Genomic DNA, 16,776 nt, shown 5'->3' on the forward strand with positions numbered 1-16,776 from the left:
TTTTGGTAATTATTCTCATTTGTATGTATACTAAGATAAAAGATTTTAGGGTTAGTAGCGGTGCGATTGTCAGCATTAAAAGTCAAGCAAACGGCGATGATTACTAAGGTAAATCGCTTGGTTGATGACTCTGAACAGCCAGATTTAGTGGCGATTCGTTTAGAAAGTTTAGGCTTTGTTCCTGGTACACAAGTACAAGTCATTACCAAAGGCGTTTTTGGTGGCGATCCGATCCTAATCCAAATTGGTTTTACACGTTTTGCATTGCGTAAAACTGAAGCTGAAAAAATTGAAATTCAAGTTGAAGGAGCACCTGCATGAGTGATGCGTTACGTGTTGCCCTTGTGGGAAATCCAAACTGCGGTAAAACTTCTCTATTTAACCACCTTACTGGAACACGCCAAAAAGTAGCCAACTATGCAGGCGTGACCGTTGAGCGTAAAGTCGGTCATTTTCAGCTTCCTTCTGGGAAAAGTGTACGTGTTTTAGATTTGCCGGGTACTTATAGTCTACTTGCGACGAGTCCTGATGAAGAGATTACGCGTGATGTCTGCCAAGGTAAAATTGCTGAGGAAGGGCAACAAGACGCCTTTTTGTGTGTGGTTGATGCGACAAACTTAAAGTTGCACTTGGGTTTAGTGCTTGAAATGATTGAATTGGGTCGACCAATTCTTGTGGTGTTGAACATGATGGATGAAGCGCGTCGTCGTGGCATCCAGATCAATACGCAAAAACTGTCTGAGCGCCTTGGTGTCCCTGTTGTGGAAACAGTGGCTGTGCGTAATACAGGGATCGAAAACTTACTGCATGCCTTGGATCAAGAAAAATATACCGCTCCGCAAACAGAATTAAGTGGTTTAACGGGTGAACACCATCAGAAAATCGAAACGATTTTTAAAGATGTGGTGAACTTCGTTGATCAGGAGGATAAGCGTACAGATTTCCTAGATCGCATTTTCTTGCATCCTGTGCTGGGTTTGCTCAGCTTAGCGGTGATGATGTTTATCGTGTTCCAAGCGGTATTCGCTTGGGCTGCGCCATTCATGGATGGTATTGAAGGCTTCTTTGGTTGGTTAGGTGAAACTTTAGGCGAACACATTACGCAACCATTACTTCAAAGTCTTGTAGTAGATGGAATTATCGCCGGTGCAGGCGGTGTGGTGGTGTTCTTGCCGCAGATTTTGATTTTATTCTTCTTTATCTTAGTGTTGGAAGAATCTGGTTATTTACCACGCGCAGCTTTCTTACTCGATAAGTTGATGTTTAAAGCAGGCTTAAGTGGTCGAGCATTTATCCCTTTGCTTTCAAGTTTTGCCTGTGCAGTGCCGGGAATTATGGCAACACGTAGTATTAGTGATCCGCGTGATCGTTTTACCACGATTATGGTTGCACCACTCATGACCTGTTCGGCACGCTTACCTGTTTATGCTTTGTTAATTGCCGCATTTATCCCAAGTCAAACCGTGTGGGGGATCTTTAGCCTGCAAGGTTTGGTGTTATTCGGTTTGTATATGGCAGGCATCGTGAGCGCATTGTGTGTTTCATTTGTGATGAAATTTTTGCAGAAAGATAAATCACAGCATGCATTACTGCTTGAGCTGCCAAGTTATCGTATTCCAGATTTAAAGAGTGTGGGTATTGGTTTACTTGATCGCGGCAAGATCTTCTTGAAGCGTGTCGGTGGAATTATCTTTGCACTTTCAATCTTGCTTTGGTTCCTATGCACCTTCCCTCAAGCACCTGATGGTGCGACACAGCCAGCGATTGATTATAGTTTTGCAGGAATGTTAGGGCATGTAATGCAACCAATTTTTGCTCCGCTCGGTTTTAATTGGCAGATCTGTATTGCCTTGATTCCTGCAATGGCAGCGCGTGAGGTTGTGGTTGCTGCATTAGGAACGGTGTATGCCTTATCTGGTGCTGATGATGATGCCGTTGCTCAAGGCTTAGCACATTTAATCAGTGCTGATGGCTCAGGTTGGTCTTTAGCTACAGGCTTATCTTTGCTGGTTTGGTTTGTTTATGCGCCACACTGCTTAGCAACACTGGCAACTGTTCGCCGTGAAACAGGTTCTTGGAAGCATGTCGCAGTGATGACTGCTTATTTGTTTGGTTTAGCTTATTTAATGTCTTTCTTTACCTACCAAATCGCATCACGCATTTGGGGGTAATGAAATCCCACTACACCTCCCTTTAAAAGAGGGAGGGAATCATTGGAGAGACGCTTATGTTTGAATACTTAATTGTTGCAGTATTGGTGCTGTGGAGTGCTATCGTTGTCTTTAAAAAAGTGTTCCCTCAGACTGCGAACTCTGCATTTTTAGGACTATCGAATATCTGCCAAAAATTCGGCTGGAATGGTTTGGCAAAATGGTTTAAACCTAAAGTGGCAGTAGGCTGTGGCGGTGGTTGTGGATGTGCTGTCGATGAAAAAAATGACAGCAAAACTACTGAAGCTGTGCAAACAGTGAAATGGCGATAAGAAACAAAATGATAAATACCCATACTTGATATGGGTATTTTTTTTATGCTGAAAAAATAAAATAGCTCTAAATAAAAGAAGTTTTAAAAAAGAAGATGGTTTTGAATTTAATTAAGCTAAAACTTCATTTATGAAGCTTCATAAACCATGAGGAAATCGAAGTGGCTAAGGATCGCTTTTGTTTTACTCACTGACACAAAAAAGACGGAATAAAACTAAAACTGAAAAAGCATTTAAAACAGTAAAGTGCTAACATTTTTGCCATTCTGTGATCTGCAATCAAATGGGGCAAAAATGTTAATACAACGTGGTGGATTAAAAGTTGTGGCTGGCTTGGGAATCTCTGGCGTATCAGCTGTAAACTTTCTACATGGACAGGGCTACCAAGTTGCAGTAACAGACTCTCGAGAGACTCCACCGGGTCATGATCAAATTCCTGCTGGCGTTCGAACGAGCTTTGGGAAATTAGATACAGAGCTTTTGCTACAAGCGGAAGAAATTATTTTAAGTCCAGGGCTTGCACCACAGCTCCCAGAAATTCAACAGGCAATTGAGGCGGGTATTCCTGTTGTAGGTGACATCCAACTTTTACGCCGTGCAACAGATGCGCCAATTATTGCGATTACAGGTTCCAATGCAAAAAGTACTGTAACGACTTTGGTTGGCTTAATGGCAGAAGATGCGGGTAAAAAAGTTGCTGTAGGTGGAAATCTTGGTCGCCCTGCGCTTGATCTTTTGCAAGATAAGCCTGAGCTGATTGTTTTGGAGCTTTCAAGTTTTCAGCTTGAAACGACTTCGCATTTAAATGCAGAAGTTGCAGTTGTGCTTAATATGAGTGAGGATCACTTGGATCGTCATGGTGACATGTTGGGCTATCACAAAGCTAAACATCGTATTTTCCAAAGTGTGAAAAAAGTGGTGTTTAACCGTGATGATAATCTCAGTCGTCCGCTGGTTCCAGATGTTACGCCAATGCAAAGTTTTGGTCTCAATGCACCTGATCTGAATCAATATGGTGTACTTCGTGATGCAGACGGTACAATGTGGTTGGCACGAGGCCGTGAACGTTTGCTTAAAACGTCTGAAATGTATATTCAGGGCATGCACAATGTCGCGAATGCTTTAGCATGTTTGGCATTAGGCGAAGCAGTTGGTTTAGATATGCAATCGATGCTTAACACATTAAAAACCTTTAAAGGTTTGGAGCATCGCTGTGAGTTTGTGAAAACAGTCGATAACGTCCGATATTACAACGATTCTAAAGGTACCAATGTTGGTGCAACGCTCGCTGCGATTGATGGTTTGGGCGCTGCGATTGATGTAAAAAAAGGTAAACTTGCATTGATTCTAGGTGGGCAGGGTAAGGGTCAAGACTTCCGTCCATTGCGTGATGCGATACAAAAATATGTCAAAAATGTCATTCTGATCGGTGAAGATGCCGCGATAATTGAGCAAGCCATCCAAGGCACTACAATCATTCAGCATGCTGATACGCTCAAAGCTGCTGTTGAGCTTGCTCAAACAGTCACACAAGCTGAGGATGTTGTTTTACTCTCGCCAGCTTGTGCTAGCTTTGACATGTTCAAAAGCTATAATGATCGTGGACATCAATTCGTGGCATGTGTAAATGCCTTGAATGAAAATAAAAACTAGGAACTGAAGTATGGCTGATTTAGCCCAAAATACAGTGCAGAAGATTTCAAGATTATTTAATCGGTTGCCTAAACTTCCTGCTGAAATGACACCACGCAATATTCTGATTTTTTGTGTGATTTCGTTACTTTGTTTTGGTTCTGTCATGGTGGCATCGGCATCTATGCCTTATGCAGAGTATATCCATGAGAATCCATTTTACTTCTTGATCCGTCATGGTATTTCAATTGTTGTTGCAGCTGTCGTTGCTTTTTTGACGTATCGTGTTTCTTTAAATATCTGGTTTAAAAATGCCTTCCCTTTATGGCTAGTTACCATGGTGCTGTTATTGGCGGTATTGGTTGTAGGCACAGAGGTTAATGGTTCGCATCGTTGGATTAAAGTCGGTGGTTTTACTTTGCAGCCGACAGAAATCGCCAAAATCGTTATGGCTATTTTCACGGCAGATTACGTTGTGCGCCGTGCGAAAGAGGTTAGAACGCATTGGAAAGGCTTGCTGCGTTTGAGTGGCGTGATGGCGCTTACGGTTGGTTTTATTGTGGCAGAGCCAGATTTAGGGGCAACCGTTGTTATTGTTTTGATGATGGTGGGTGTATTCTTCTTGGCTGGTGCGCCTGCAACCCAGTTCTTAATTATGCTTGGTGCAATTCTTGCAGGGATTAGTGCACTGATTATCTTTGAGCCTTTCCGTTTCCAGCGTCTTATTTCATTTACCAACCCTTGGGCTGACCCATTAGGTGTTGGATATCAGTTATCCAATGCATTGATGGCATTTGGTCGTGGTGAATGGTTTGGTACGGGGTTAGGTCATAGTGTGCAAAAACTTTCCTACCTTCCTGAAGCACATACCGACTTTATGTTGGCTGTTTTAGGTGAGGAGTTTGGATTCTTCGGCGTAACGACAGTGATGGTTTTGTCATTTACTATGTTGGCATGCTGTATTCGCATCGGACATCGTGCCTTACAACATAACTACCTGCGTGCAGGTTATTTGGCTTATGGAATCAGCATTATTTTCTTACTGCAAATTCTGGTGAATGCGGGCATGAATATGGGTTTAATGCCGACTAAGGGTTTAACGTTGCCATTCATTAGTTATGGTGGTACATCTCTGATGATGTGTGCTGCGATGATTAGTCTGATTTTAAAAATTGATGCGTCAACGCAAGAGTTGAATCCAGTGAAAGAAGAATCAAACTTCTAATCGCATTAAATTCAAAAAGCCCTGAATTCAGGGCTTTTTTATTGCTTATTGATAGATGTCATTTAAATAAATGCCTTTGGGAATACGTTCTATATCCCATTGTTGAATAGCTTGTTGTAGCATTATGCGAGGTTGATCGAGCTCAACCATAGACTGACCTAAGGCAAGAATTGCTGCACTAAGTAATTCAGATGCTTTATTGATGTCTAAGGCTTGAGCGAGATTCTGCTTTGATAATTTTTGGCCTTGACCATTCATTGCCAATGGGAGATGCATATAGCTTAACTTGGGATAGTCAAGTAATGACCCAAGCCAAATTTGTCGAACAGTATTGTCGAGTAAATCTGCACCACGAACGACATGCGTGATCTTTTGTAGATAATCATCTACAACGACGGCAAGTTGATAGCTGATAATGCCATCGCGTCGCTTCAAGACAAAATCACCTAAGTCATTTTGTAGGTTTGAACATTGTTGTGCTTGTAAACGATCCTCGAAACAAATCAGTTGATCTGATACTTTTAGGCGAATGGCCTGCTGCTCAAAATGAAGATTTTGATTGCGGCATGTACCTACATAAATATGATTTGAGCCAAGCATTTTACGTGTACATTGGCAGGCATAAATCAATTGTGCTTGCTTGAGTTGTTCAAGCACTTGCTCATAAATATCTAAACGGTCTTTTTGAAAAATAATTTCGGAATCTGGTTCGAATTGAAATGCATCAATACAAGATAGAATATGCATTTCACTATTTGGATAAATACGAGGGATGTCTGTATCTTCGATACGAACCAACCATTTACCATGGTTGGCTTTAGCATCACAATAACTCGCAACGGCTGTTAGCAGCGAGCCAAAATGCAAAGGGCCAGTTGGCGATGGTGCAAATCGTCCGATATAAGACATAAAGATTGAATGGTCGTGTTTTTTAATCCTCCCCCAGACCCCTCCTTTATAAAGGAGGGGAGTACTCAAACATTATAAATTTTCAGTACTCCTCCCATTTTAAAGGGAGGCCCGGTGGGATTATTAACCGTTATTTTGCTTTTCTTTGATTTCAGCCAAAGTTTTGCAATCGATACATTGAGTTGCTGTTGGTCGAGCTTCTAAGCGACGCAAACCAATTTCGATACCACAGGTTTCGCAGAAACCATAATCACCGCTTTGAATTGTTTCAAGAGATTGTTCGATTTTACGAATAAGTTTGCGCTCACGATCACGTGTACGTAGCTCAATCGCAAACTCTTCTTCTTGAGTTGCTCGGTCATTGACATCAGGTAGTGCACTTGATTCATCTTGCATTGTATTCAATGTGCGATCAACTTCAGACATTAACTCAGCTTTCCATGCATTTAGGATTTGGCGGAAATGCTCAAGTTGTCCATCAGACATGTATTCTTCATTTTTTTTCGGCTGATAAGGTTCGATTCCAAACAAGCTAGCAGTTGTACCGCCTTCAGAAGCTTTTGGTTTGGTTTTGCGTACACGTTTTACAGTCGATTTGTGATCGTCGATCACTGCTGTCTGTTCGTCCAAGACTTGATTTTGGTTGTCATTCGCCATATAGGGCATTCCTCATCATACACGTACTATCTATACGCAAAAAATATGGTGATATGCAAGTGTTTTTATAGAAACCGAAGATGGTTTTTTCCATCAAGGGTCGACATCATATAGAGTTTTTGAGCAAGATGGTAGTCATTCCTGTCTAGATTTCGTGAGAAATCTAGGATGTGATTTGTAATCAAAAGTTTAGTCATAGCCTAAAACTTCAGAACTACTCATCCGCTGCGAATTTGATAGTCTATAGACTTGAGTTTCGATTTCACCATTGGATTTAAGTCGGATATAACGATAACCAGGATGTTCTTCGTCTAAAGCAAATTTGTCACTTTTTGGCTTAAACTGGATGCATGTCGAAGGTGTAGATAAGAATTCTACGCCTTGCCAAGTATTGATCGAATCCTGATGCACATGCCCACATACAATTGCTTTAACATTATTAAATGGCTCGATCGTCTCTAATAAATCAGAAGAATTTTTGAGTTTATGTTGATCAATCCAAGCTGATTGCATTGCAAACGGATGATGGTGACATGCAATAATCACATAACAATCTTTTAACTCAGTTAGTAATTGAGTGAGTTGCTGTAATTGAATGTCTGCAATTTTCCCATCGATACGTTCTGGTTGCGCGCTGTTTAATAAAATGATGCGCCAGTTACCTACTTCAACAACGGTCGGTTTGGTCGGTTCTGTTTCATGAAATGGAAAATAGGCTACATCGTCATGATTTCCCGGTGTATGAAAAAATGGAATTCCCAAGGTATTCATATGTTCGAGATAACGATGGTACGTCACGGGTGTTGGATTTTGTGCTAAATCACCAGTATGGACGATTAGGTCAATTTCAGAGTGCTGTTGGCGCATCAAGTCGATTACTGCACGGAAACTTTGCTCAGGTTGCATCCCGACAAATTCCAAATGCGGATACTCTAATAAGTGTGTATCGGTAATCTGTACCATCACAAAATCTTTTTGTGATAATGTTGAGACTTGAAAAGTCACAGTCTTACCCCCTTCAGATTTTTATCGTTGTTGTAAATGTTGAGCAAGCCACTGTAATGCCATGATCACAGGTGCATTTCTCAAACGCCCGTTTTTTAATAAGAGTGTTAACTCAGAATAATCAAATAAATGAAGTTGAATATTTTCGCCTTCATCTGGCATACCAAAGATTCCACCTGTTAAAGGTAGATCTACTTCTGCCACATAGAGATGAAAGAATTCTGAACATGCGCCAGCAGAAGGGTAGAAGCTAAATAAATGTTGTAATTCTTTTATTTCACAACCTGATTCTTCTAAACTTTCACGGCGAATACATGTTTCAGGAGATTCATCTCCATCAAGTACACCAGCAATCACTTCAAGTTGCCATGCTGATTCAACGTCATTCAACGCACCAATACGAAATTGTTCTATCAATGCAAAGCGCTGTTGTTGATCATCATATAATAAAACGCCAGCGGCTTCTGGACGATGTACGAGTTCACGTTGAATCAAAGGTGAATAATCCGAGCGATTAAATAATCGATGTCGAATATTCACTTTCTCAACTTGAATGAATCCTCGAAATAAAAACTCTCGAGATTCTATCGTAACGTCGGATGCTGAATAGCTGGCGTGGTCAAGAATGGTCATCTTCAATCAGGATGAGATTGTACATATCTCATCCTAACCGAGAATGATTCGCGGGAAAATCTTTTTTTAGTCGATTTACACTTTGTGGTACAGTTTTTGACCATGTTCCTGATAAGCGGTTTTCATGGCATTGAGACCTGCTTCAACATCTGTTTCTGCATCATTTGACTGCTTGGCATTGTGTTGATTTTGAGCATAGTCTCGCACATTTTGTGTGATTTTCATCGAGCAGAATTTAGGTCCGCACATTGAACAGAAATGCGCTGATTTATGTGCTTCTTTCGGAAGTGTTTCATCATGCATACTGCGTGCTGTATCAGGGTCTAAACTCAGATTGAATTGGTCATCCCAGCGGAATTCAAAACGTGCTTTAGATAAAGCATTGTCACGAACTTGAGCACCCGGATGACCTTTGGCTAAGTCGGCTGCATGAGCTGCAATTTTATAAGTAATGATGCCATCTTTAACATCTTTCTTATTTGGCAAACCTAAATGCTCTTTCGGGGTAACATAGCAAAGCATCGCTGTGCCATACCAACCAATCATCGCAGCACCAATCGCAGAGGTAATATGGTCATAACCCGGAGCGATATCTGTAGTGAGTGGTCCAAGCGTATAGAACGGCGCTTCTTTACAGACTTCAAGTTGTAGATCCATATTTTCTTTGATCATATGCATTGGCACATGTCCCGGGCCTTCGATCATCACTTGTACATCATGTTCCCAAGCACGATGTGTCAATTCACCCAGCGTTTTAAGTTCACTAAATTGAGCTTCATCATTGGCATCTTGAACACAACCAGGGCGTAACCCATCACCTAAGCTAAATGACACATCATAAGCTTTCATGATTTCACAAATTTCGTCGAAATGCGTGTAGAGGAAGTTTTCTTCATGATGCGCTAAGCACCATTGTGCCATGATTGAACCACCGCGAGACACGATGCCAGTGAGGCGATTCGCGGTCATTGGTACATAACGAAGTAAAACGCCAGCATGGATCGTAAAATAGTCTACGCCTTGCTCGGCTTGCTCAATCAACGTGTCTTTAAAGATTTCCCATGTGAGATCTTCAGCAACGCCATCGACTTTTTCTAAAGCTTGATAAATCGGAACTGTACCAATTGGAACTGGAGAGTTGCGGATAATCCATTCACGTGTTTCGTGAATATTCTTGCCTGTCGATAAATCCATAATAGTGTCGGCACCCCAACGGGTTGCCCATGTCATTTTAGAAACTTCTTCATCAATCGAAGAGCCAAGTGCTGAGTTACCAATATTGGCATTAATTTTGACCAAGAAATTGCGACCAATAATCATTGGTTCACATTCTGGATGGTTAATATTGGCAGGAATGATGGCACGACCCGCAGCAACTTCTTGACGGACAAATTCAGGCGTAATCTCTTTTAGATTCTGTGCACCAAAGTTTTGACCTTCATGTTGACGCATATCAACACCTTCAGATTGACGCTGATTTTCACGAATCGCAATATATTCCATTTCAGGCGTGATGATACCTTGTTTGGCATAGTGCATTTGCGTGACATTCTTGCCAGCTTTGGCGCGGCGAGGGTTTTGAATATGTGCAAAGCGAATGTCTGCGGTACGAATATCTTTTAAACGTGCTTGGCCAAACTCAGAGCTTAAGCCTGTCAGTACATCGGTATCTTGACGTTCTTCGATCCACGTTTGGCGTATAGAAGGTAAGCCTTTATTGAGATCGATTTCGATGCTTGGGTCAGTATAGACACCAGACGTGTCATAGACCATCACAGGTGGATTATGTTCACCGCCTAAACCTGTGGGTGTTTCAGTCAAACTAATTTCACGAAACGGAACTTGGATGTCAGGGCGAGAACCTTCAACATACACTTTGCGCGAAGCAGGTAATATACGGGTTAAATCTTTAGCGTCTTGCTCATGTTGAGCAGAAATATCAGCAGGGGAAAGATTCGTTAATTGGTTCATGGCATGATCCTTATGTATGGCATTAACGAATCAAGCACGACCAAAAACAATGGCGGATTTATCTCTATGATAAATAAAGGCTAAGTTTTTTGTTGGGCTTGATTCCTACGCAGGTGTTAACCTGATCAGGTTCAACGGTACTCATCTTTAAATCCCGAAGTGTGACCTCAGTATTAAGACAATCTCAGCAGTTTGTTAACTGCGCTCCGTCAAGCTATGTCCAAAGCTTAGCAGATTTAAAAAAAAATGCTTGTTTAATTCTCGTCAAATTTGAATGCAAATCGCATCAACGTGACAGTCTTTTTGGCGCTCCTTTTCCCAAGGTGAGGAAAGCTGCAATAACGATTTTAATTGCTCATATGGATTCGGTGTTTCATGGCTCTCACTTGTTGCAGAAGCCTCATGAATGTCTGAGTCACTGACAATTTGAAACTTCTCAGATCGCTGCTCTATTGGTGTCGCGATAAAATCCAAGAATTTTTGTGCAGTAGAAGCAAGGTTGGTGTCTGTTCGTTTTGCTAAGGCTTTAATTGCGGCTAAGGCGTCTGGATCAATCCATGTATTTGGAGCAAACTCATCCGAAACAGGGCTGTTGTCTACTCCTAGAAAGATCAGGTAACGATACTCGTCCAGTAGACTTTGAGCATCTGTTTTGAATTTAGCGTTTGGATATTTTTTTAAGTAGTTTTCCCAAAATAATGCTCGATTTACTAACTCATTCCAAGAAATAGTTAATGCAGCATCATTGTAGAGAATATCTTGGTTATCCATTGCCATTTGTTTGACAAAGCGCTGTTGGTCTATGGGTAAAGCGGGAGCGAAAATATCAAGGATATATTGAGGCTGTCTTCGATATTCAAAAACACCTTCACCAATATATTGAAACTCAATATAGGCTTGACCTTGATGTTTGAGTAAATATTGATCTCTCTTTGCTAATTTTTTAAATAGCTCCTGACTGCCCACTTGGATTGTTGATGTGCGACGGTCTGGATGATTATTTTCGTTATCTAAAATGCTATATGAGTACTCTGAAAGCGCATCTAAACTTTTCTCATCTGTATCTGCATCCAAGAAACGTTTGTACATTTTTGTTGAATCATCTAACCATTTTAATTGTTGTGTATTGTCAGCTTGAGTCATACATTTCTTTAATTGAGTATTGACCTGAGTGAGTGATTCAACGGTGCTGCTACGGCCAATCTTTTCAAGATTTTGGCTCAAAGTTTGACATTCATGATTTGCTGACTTGGTTTTAACTGAAGGTTGTTTTTGTTGCTGCTCGTTTTCAATAGCATTTTGGGGTGTTTTCTGACATCCTGTGATGAAGACGGTGCATAACAAACATATGTTGAAAATACGCATCATAAAGTTCTTTATCTATTTCTATATTGTTGTGTTGACGTGATTATAATGACAAGTTTATAAACATGAAATCTAGCGATTGATTGTCATAAAACTTTCATCATTATTATGTTTTAATCACCAATCATTTTTCCATGTGTCTAGTGGAGGCATACTGTGAGTCCAAGTAATCCTGTGTTAAGTCACCATATTTCTTCACAATTTAATGAAGACTTACAAGCTGTGCACACTAAATTTATGACAATGGGGGGATTGGTTGAACAGCAGGTTGCCAATGCAATTCATTCTTTGCTCGATACAGATGCAAATTTAGCAATTGATGTTCAATTTAAAGATAATACGGTCAATCAATATGAACGTGATATTGATGAGGGTTTGACTTTAATTTTGGCACGTCGTCATCCAGCTGCAATCGATTTGCGTATGGTGATTGCGATGAGCAAAGCCAATACCGATTTAGAGCGTATCGGCGATGAAGCTGCAAAAATTGCACGTATTGCACAAAACCTTTGTGAGGAAGGCGAGTCTCCTCGTGGTTATATGGAAACGCGTCATATTGGCAACCAAGTCCGTGTCATGATCCATGATGCACTAGATGCTTTTGCTCGTTTAGATGTGGATCAAGCGCTCAAAGTTGTTATGGCAGATGCTGATATTGACCGTGAATATCAATCTGCAACACGTACCTTGATGACTTATATGATTGAAGATCCTCGCCATATTTCGCGTGTGATGAATGTGATGTGGGTGTTGCGTGCGCTTGAGCGTGTTGGTGATCATGCTCGTAATATTTCTGAGCAAGTGATTTATATGGCGAAAGGGATGGATGTTCGTCATACCAGCATTGAAGAGATTGAGCAGAAAGTAAATCAAAAATAATTGGAAAATGAAAATAATATCGAGCCGTAGATTATTCTGCGGCTTTTTTTATCGGTCAATTTAAAATAAAAAAATCCCAGACTTCGGGGGAAAAGTCTGGGAGAGAAATATCATGCATTACGTGAGATATCGGTGTATCTCTTTGTCTTTCTGGATACAAATATAGATCGAGTTGATTTAAGTGTCATGTAGACAAGTGTGTATACTCTGTAATGCTTTATTACTAGTGTAAATATCACGTAAAAAGAGAGCTGAAACACAGCTCTCTTTTTATCAATAGAATTAGACTAAGTGCTTATTTTTGCTCAGTCCAACCTTCTGCTTTCTCAACGCTTTCATCATTGTTGAAGAATTTCTCACGTTGCTCTTCAAGGAATTTTTTTGCATCAGGTTCAAACACATTCAAGCGTTTTTCATTGATGAGCGTGGTTTGGTGTTTTAACCATTCCTGCCAAGCCTGTTTCGATACAGTCTCAAAAAGCTCTTGACCCTTTGCTCCTGGAAAAGGTGCAAAGTCTAAGCCCTCTAATTCTTTTTGATACTTACGGCAAAATATTTGTCTAGTCATCATAAATCCTTAAGCGTATAGCTGTTCTAGGCGAGTGTGTGCACGAGCGATTGCAGCTTCAACTTGTTTAGGTGCAGTGCCACCGATGTGATCACGCGCATTCACAGAAGCTTCTAAGGTGAGTGCTTTATCGAACACATCTGCTGTAATGAGATCAGAGAACTGTTGAAGCTGTTCAAGTGTTAATTCAGATAAATCTTTCTCTTCGGCAACACCGAGTGCAACTGCCTTACCTACGATTTCATGTGCATCACGGAAAGCAACACCTTTCTTCACAAGATAGTCAGCAAGGTCTGTTGCTGTTGAGAAACCACGTAATGCAGCTTCACGCATAATTTCAATATTTGGTACTAATGCTGGCACCATGTCAGCAAACGCCATCAATGAACCACGGACAGTATCAATCGCATCGAATAGTGGCTCTTTGTCTTCTTGGTTATCTTTGTTATACGCCAAAGGCTGACCTTTCATGAGTGTCAGTAAGCTAATTAAATCACCAAAAACACGACCAGATTTACCACGTACTAACTCAGGAACATCTGGATTTTTCTTCTGTGGCATGATTGATGAGCCAGTACAGAAACGATCAGGAATGTTGATGAATTTGAACTGTGCTGAAGTCCATAAAATGAGCTCTTCAGACATACGTGATAAATGCATCATGATTAACGACGCTGCTGCATTAAATTCAATTGCAAAGTCGCGGTCAGAAACTGCATCTAATGAGTTTTCTGAAACAGCTTCAAAGCCTAAAAGTTCTGCAGTATAGGCGCGATCAATCGGGTAGGTTGTGCCTGCCAAAGCTGCTGAGCCGAGAGGCATACGATTGACACGTTTGCGACAGTCTTGTAAGCGCTCAGTATCACGTACCAACATTTCAAACCAAGCTAATAAGTGATGACCAAAAGTTACAGGCTGAGCTGTTTGTAAATGCGTAAAACCAGGCATGATGGTATTGGTATTTTGGCTTGCTAAGCTGAGAAGGCCTTTTTGTAGACGTAGTAGCAAACCTAAAATGTCATCAATTTCATCACGTAGATATAAGCGAATATCTGTTGCAACTTGGTCATTGCGGCTACGGCCTGTGTGGAGTTTTTTACCTGTAATGCCAATACGTTGAGTCAGACGCGACTCAATGTTCATGTGCACGTCTTCTAGGTCAATGCGCCATTCAAAGTTACCCGCTTCAATTTCTGCTTTAATCGTCGTTAAACCTTGAATGATATCATCACGTTCAGCTTCAGTAAGTACACCGACTTTAGCGAGCATCGTTGCATGTGCAATTGAACCAGCAATATCTTGTTTATAAAAACGTTGGTCAAATTGCACAGATGCTGTAAATTCTGCAACAAAAGCATCTGTTGCTTCAGAGAAGCGACCGCCCCACATACCAGAGGTTTGATTAGGGCTTGCTGAAGATGAGGATTGAGAAGATGTGGTCATGGTGGCTCAGTAAAATAAAAAAGAGTATAGCAAATCCAAACGCAGTTGCCGAAACTCGACGTAAGAAGTTATCGCAATCTCGTCAGATGAATTCATCAGGGTCTTATTTTTTTACGAAAATTGGCCAATGGCAACACTTATTAGAATTAATTGTTGCAAGTAACGTTTTAGCGATGGTTTTAGCTCTTGCAGAAGCACGCTCGTGGGAAGCATTAGAATGGCTTCGATTTTTACAATTCATGTTTTTTATTAACTGGGTGATTTTATCTTTTTCTGCACTTGTGGATTATTTCCAAGAATTTTTTGCTAAATTTAGCCAGAAAGTTGCATTAACACTTGGTTTTCTTTTACTTCAGATGATTGTGTTATTTACCACTTGTGCGGTGAATATTATTCAATTTTGGGCGACACGTTCGACTCAGTTCTCTGAAGAAATTCTGTTTCATGGCGCGAGCTTGCATTTGGGCTATGGAGTCTTGCTAGGTGCATTCTGTTTGCGCTATTTATATATGCGGGAACAATGGCTTAACCAGCAGTATAGTGAGCTGAATGCGCGTATTCAGGCAATGCAGGCTAGAATCCATCCACATTTTTTATTTAATAGTTTAAATAGCGTGGTGAGTTTGATCGCGATTGATCCTGATAAAGCCGAAAATATGCTAATCAATTTGTCGCGGTTATTTAGAGCGAGTTTTCAAGAATTGAAATTGGTGAGTTTGGATGAGGAAATTGACCTCTGTCAGCAGTATTTAAGTATAGAAAAAATGCGTTTGGGTGAGCGTTTAAATGTAGAATGGAACATACAAGCGACACCAATTGAATTAAAACGTGTGACGATTCCATTATTAACGTTGCAACCTTTGCTAGAGAATAGTATTTTTCATGGGGTGGAATCGGTTTTGCAGCCATCTACAATCAGCGTATTGGTTGAAATATTGCAAAATCAAGTCAGTATAGTCATTACTAACCCTTATTCTCACGATAAAATAAAATCGAGAAAAGGGAATGGTATTGCGATAGAAAATGTGGAACAACGCTTGAAAGCTTATTATGGGCGGTCGGTGAAGTTTCAGGTCTATGGGGGAGCGTCCTTATATACGACTGTGGTGAGTTACCACTATCGAGTAAAATAATAAGTCGAGTTAACCATAAAAAATATGGATGAAGTTAACGGTGACAAGGAGGAGAGGATGAAAGTTCTGATTGCTGATGATGAACCTCTCGCAGTAGAGCGTTTGTCACGTTTAGTGACCCAAATGGGGCATGAAGTGATTGCGACGGCGCATCATGGGCAGGATGTGTTAAATCATATTGAAAACGACTCGCCCGATGTCGTTTTATTAGATATTCAAATGCCAGGAATGAATGGTTTGGAATGTGCTGAACAACTCAGCCGTTTAAATCCGCGTCCAGCAATTATTTTTTGCACTGCATATGATCAACATGCATTAGAAGCATTTAAATTTCAAGCACAAGGATATTTGCTTAAACCTGTTGCACAACAAGACTTACAGCAGGTTTTTAATAATTTAACTCAATTAACACAAGCACAAATGACTGGTTTACAACAACAAGACGATATGTACGATACCAAAGCCCAACGCCATCAAATTGCTGCGAAAACTTATCGCGGGGTCGAACTCATTCCACTGGAAAATGTTTATTATTTTCTTGCTGATCAAAAATACGTTACGGTTCGCCATAAAAATGGCAGCGTATTAATTGATGAGACGTTAAAAGACTTAGAGCTTGAATTTTCGGATCGTTTTATTCGGATTCATCGTAATGCACTCGTTTCTTTAGATTATTTGGAAGGACTGGAGTTGGTTGCTGCGGGACAATATCAAGTGCGCTTGCGGGAACTTGATGAGCGCTTGTCGGTGAGTCGTCGCCACTTACCAAGTCTACGAGAGTGTATGCATCAGTTGTAATCAGGCAGTTTTCTGTAGGATAGCGCACACTTTGTGATTTTTTGCTTGCAATTTTAGATGAGCAAGTTAAGTTTGG

Annotated in this window: 16 protein-coding genes and 1 riboswitch; of the genes, 8 read left to right on the top strand and 8 right to left on the bottom strand. The window is 40.7% G+C overall.

Features of this window, described 5'->3' with window-relative positions; all coding sequences use genetic code 11:
- Nucleotides 1-60 precede the first annotated feature (60 nt).
- The 5 genes from ACF8D3_RS15670 (at nucleotide 61) to ftsW (ending at nucleotide 5,339) form a co-directional block, all read left to right on the top strand.
- Nucleotides 61-321 (top strand): FeoA family protein, encoded by a 261-nt coding sequence (locus ACF8D3_RS15670; RefSeq protein WP_007480191.1) that lies wholly within the window; start codon nucleotides 61-63, stop codon nucleotides 319-321.
- Nucleotides 318-2,171, top strand: coding sequence for a ferrous iron transporter B (locus tag ACF8D3_RS15675; protein ID WP_392472320.1), 1,854 nt, complete (start codon nucleotides 318-320; stop codon nucleotides 2,169-2,171). The genes ACF8D3_RS15670 and ACF8D3_RS15675 overlap by 4 nt, the downstream gene beginning before the upstream one ends.
- A 56-nt stretch (nucleotides 2,172-2,227) precedes the next feature.
- On the top strand, nucleotides 2,228-2,482 hold the full coding sequence (locus tag ACF8D3_RS15680; RefSeq protein WP_392472322.1) for a DUF6587 family protein: 255 nt from the start codon (nucleotides 2,228-2,230) through the stop codon (nucleotides 2,480-2,482).
- A 294-nt stretch (nucleotides 2,483-2,776) separates the two neighbouring features.
- Nucleotides 2,777-4,135, top strand: coding sequence for a UDP-N-acetylmuramoyl-L-alanine--D-glutamate ligase (gene murD, locus ACF8D3_RS15685; RefSeq protein WP_392472323.1), 1,359 nt, complete (start codon nucleotides 2,777-2,779; stop codon nucleotides 4,133-4,135).
- Between the two features lie 10 nt (nucleotides 4,136-4,145).
- The gene (gene ftsW, locus ACF8D3_RS15690; RefSeq protein ID WP_004876364.1) at nucleotides 4,146-5,339 is read left to right on the top strand and encodes a putative lipid II flippase FtsW; all 1,194 of its coding nucleotides are present in this window, start codon (nucleotides 4,146-4,148) and stop codon (nucleotides 5,337-5,339) included.
- Between the two features lie 45 nt (nucleotides 5,340-5,384).
- Here the strand turns inward: ftsW and gluQRS are convergent, their stop codons facing one another.
- The 6 genes from gluQRS to ACF8D3_RS15720 form a co-directional block, all read right to left on the bottom strand.
- Nucleotides 5,385-6,248: a tRNA glutamyl-Q(34) synthetase GluQRS gene (gene gluQRS, locus ACF8D3_RS15695; protein WP_392472326.1), complete on the bottom strand. Its 864-nt coding sequence runs from the start codon at nucleotides 6,246-6,248 to the stop codon at nucleotides 5,385-5,387.
- 123 nt (nucleotides 6,249-6,371) lie between these two features.
- Nucleotides 6,372-6,905 (bottom strand): RNA polymerase-binding protein DksA, encoded by a 534-nt coding sequence (dksA, locus tag ACF8D3_RS15700; RefSeq protein WP_061397006.1) that lies wholly within the window; start codon nucleotides 6,903-6,905, stop codon nucleotides 6,372-6,374.
- Between the two features lie 189 nt (nucleotides 6,906-7,094).
- A complete protein-coding gene (gene cpdA, locus ACF8D3_RS15705; protein ID WP_004876370.1) occupies nucleotides 7,095-7,910 on the bottom strand; it encodes a 3',5'-cyclic-AMP phosphodiesterase in 816 nt (271 codons plus the stop codon).
- Between the two features lie 21 nt (nucleotides 7,911-7,931).
- Nucleotides 7,932-8,543 (bottom strand): NUDIX domain-containing protein, encoded by a 612-nt coding sequence (locus tag ACF8D3_RS15710; RefSeq protein WP_004876374.1) that lies wholly within the window; start codon nucleotides 8,541-8,543, stop codon nucleotides 7,932-7,934.
- 75 nt (nucleotides 8,544-8,618) lie between these two features.
- Nucleotides 8,619-10,514, bottom strand: coding sequence for a phosphomethylpyrimidine synthase ThiC (thiC, locus tag ACF8D3_RS15715; protein WP_007480185.1), 1,896 nt, complete (start codon nucleotides 10,512-10,514; stop codon nucleotides 8,619-8,621).
- Nucleotides 10,515-10,599: 85 nt separating this feature from the next.
- Nucleotides 10,600-10,733, bottom strand: a riboswitch (TPP riboswitch).
- A 45-nt stretch (nucleotides 10,734-10,778) separates the two neighbouring features.
- Entirely contained in the window at nucleotides 10,779-11,738 is a 960-nt protein-coding gene (locus tag ACF8D3_RS15720; RefSeq protein WP_392472329.1) for a hypothetical protein, read from the bottom strand.
- Between the two features lie 297 nt (nucleotides 11,739-12,035).
- Between ACF8D3_RS15720 and phoU the strand changes: the two genes are divergently transcribed.
- Nucleotides 12,036-12,758, top strand: a complete 723-nt coding sequence (gene phoU, locus ACF8D3_RS15725; RefSeq protein WP_004876380.1) for a phosphate signaling complex protein PhoU — start codon at nucleotides 12,036-12,038, stop codon at nucleotides 12,756-12,758.
- 295 nt (nucleotides 12,759-13,053) lie between these two features.
- On the opposite strand, the gene ACF8D3_RS15730 is transcribed toward phoU, so the two are convergent.
- Both ACF8D3_RS15730 and argH read right to left on the bottom strand, forming a co-directional pair.
- On the bottom strand, nucleotides 13,054-13,326 hold the full coding sequence (locus ACF8D3_RS15730) for an oxidative damage protection protein (RefSeq protein ID WP_392472331.1): 273 nt from the start codon (nucleotides 13,324-13,326) through the stop codon (nucleotides 13,054-13,056).
- Nucleotides 13,327-13,335: 9 nt separating this feature from the next.
- Nucleotides 13,336-14,769, bottom strand: a complete 1,434-nt coding sequence (gene argH, locus ACF8D3_RS15735; protein WP_007480183.1) for an argininosuccinate lyase — start codon at nucleotides 14,767-14,769, stop codon at nucleotides 13,336-13,338.
- Between argH and ACF8D3_RS15740 the strand changes: the two genes are divergently transcribed.
- Entirely contained in the window at nucleotides 14,760-15,902 is a 1,143-nt protein-coding gene (locus ACF8D3_RS15740; RefSeq protein WP_392472333.1) for a sensor histidine kinase, read from the top strand. The two genes, argH and ACF8D3_RS15740, sit on opposite strands and share 10 nt — an antisense overlap.
- 57 nt (nucleotides 15,903-15,959) lie before the next feature.
- Nucleotides 15,960-16,700, top strand: coding sequence for a LytTR family DNA-binding domain-containing protein (locus ACF8D3_RS15745; RefSeq protein WP_007480181.1), 741 nt, complete (start codon nucleotides 15,960-15,962; stop codon nucleotides 16,698-16,700).
- Nucleotides 16,701-16,776: the final 76 nt, after the last annotated feature.

It is taken from the genome of Acinetobacter sp. YQ_14, assembly GCF_043102985.1.
GTDB lineage: Bacteria > Pseudomonadota > Gammaproteobacteria > Pseudomonadales > Moraxellaceae > Acinetobacter > Acinetobacter venetianus.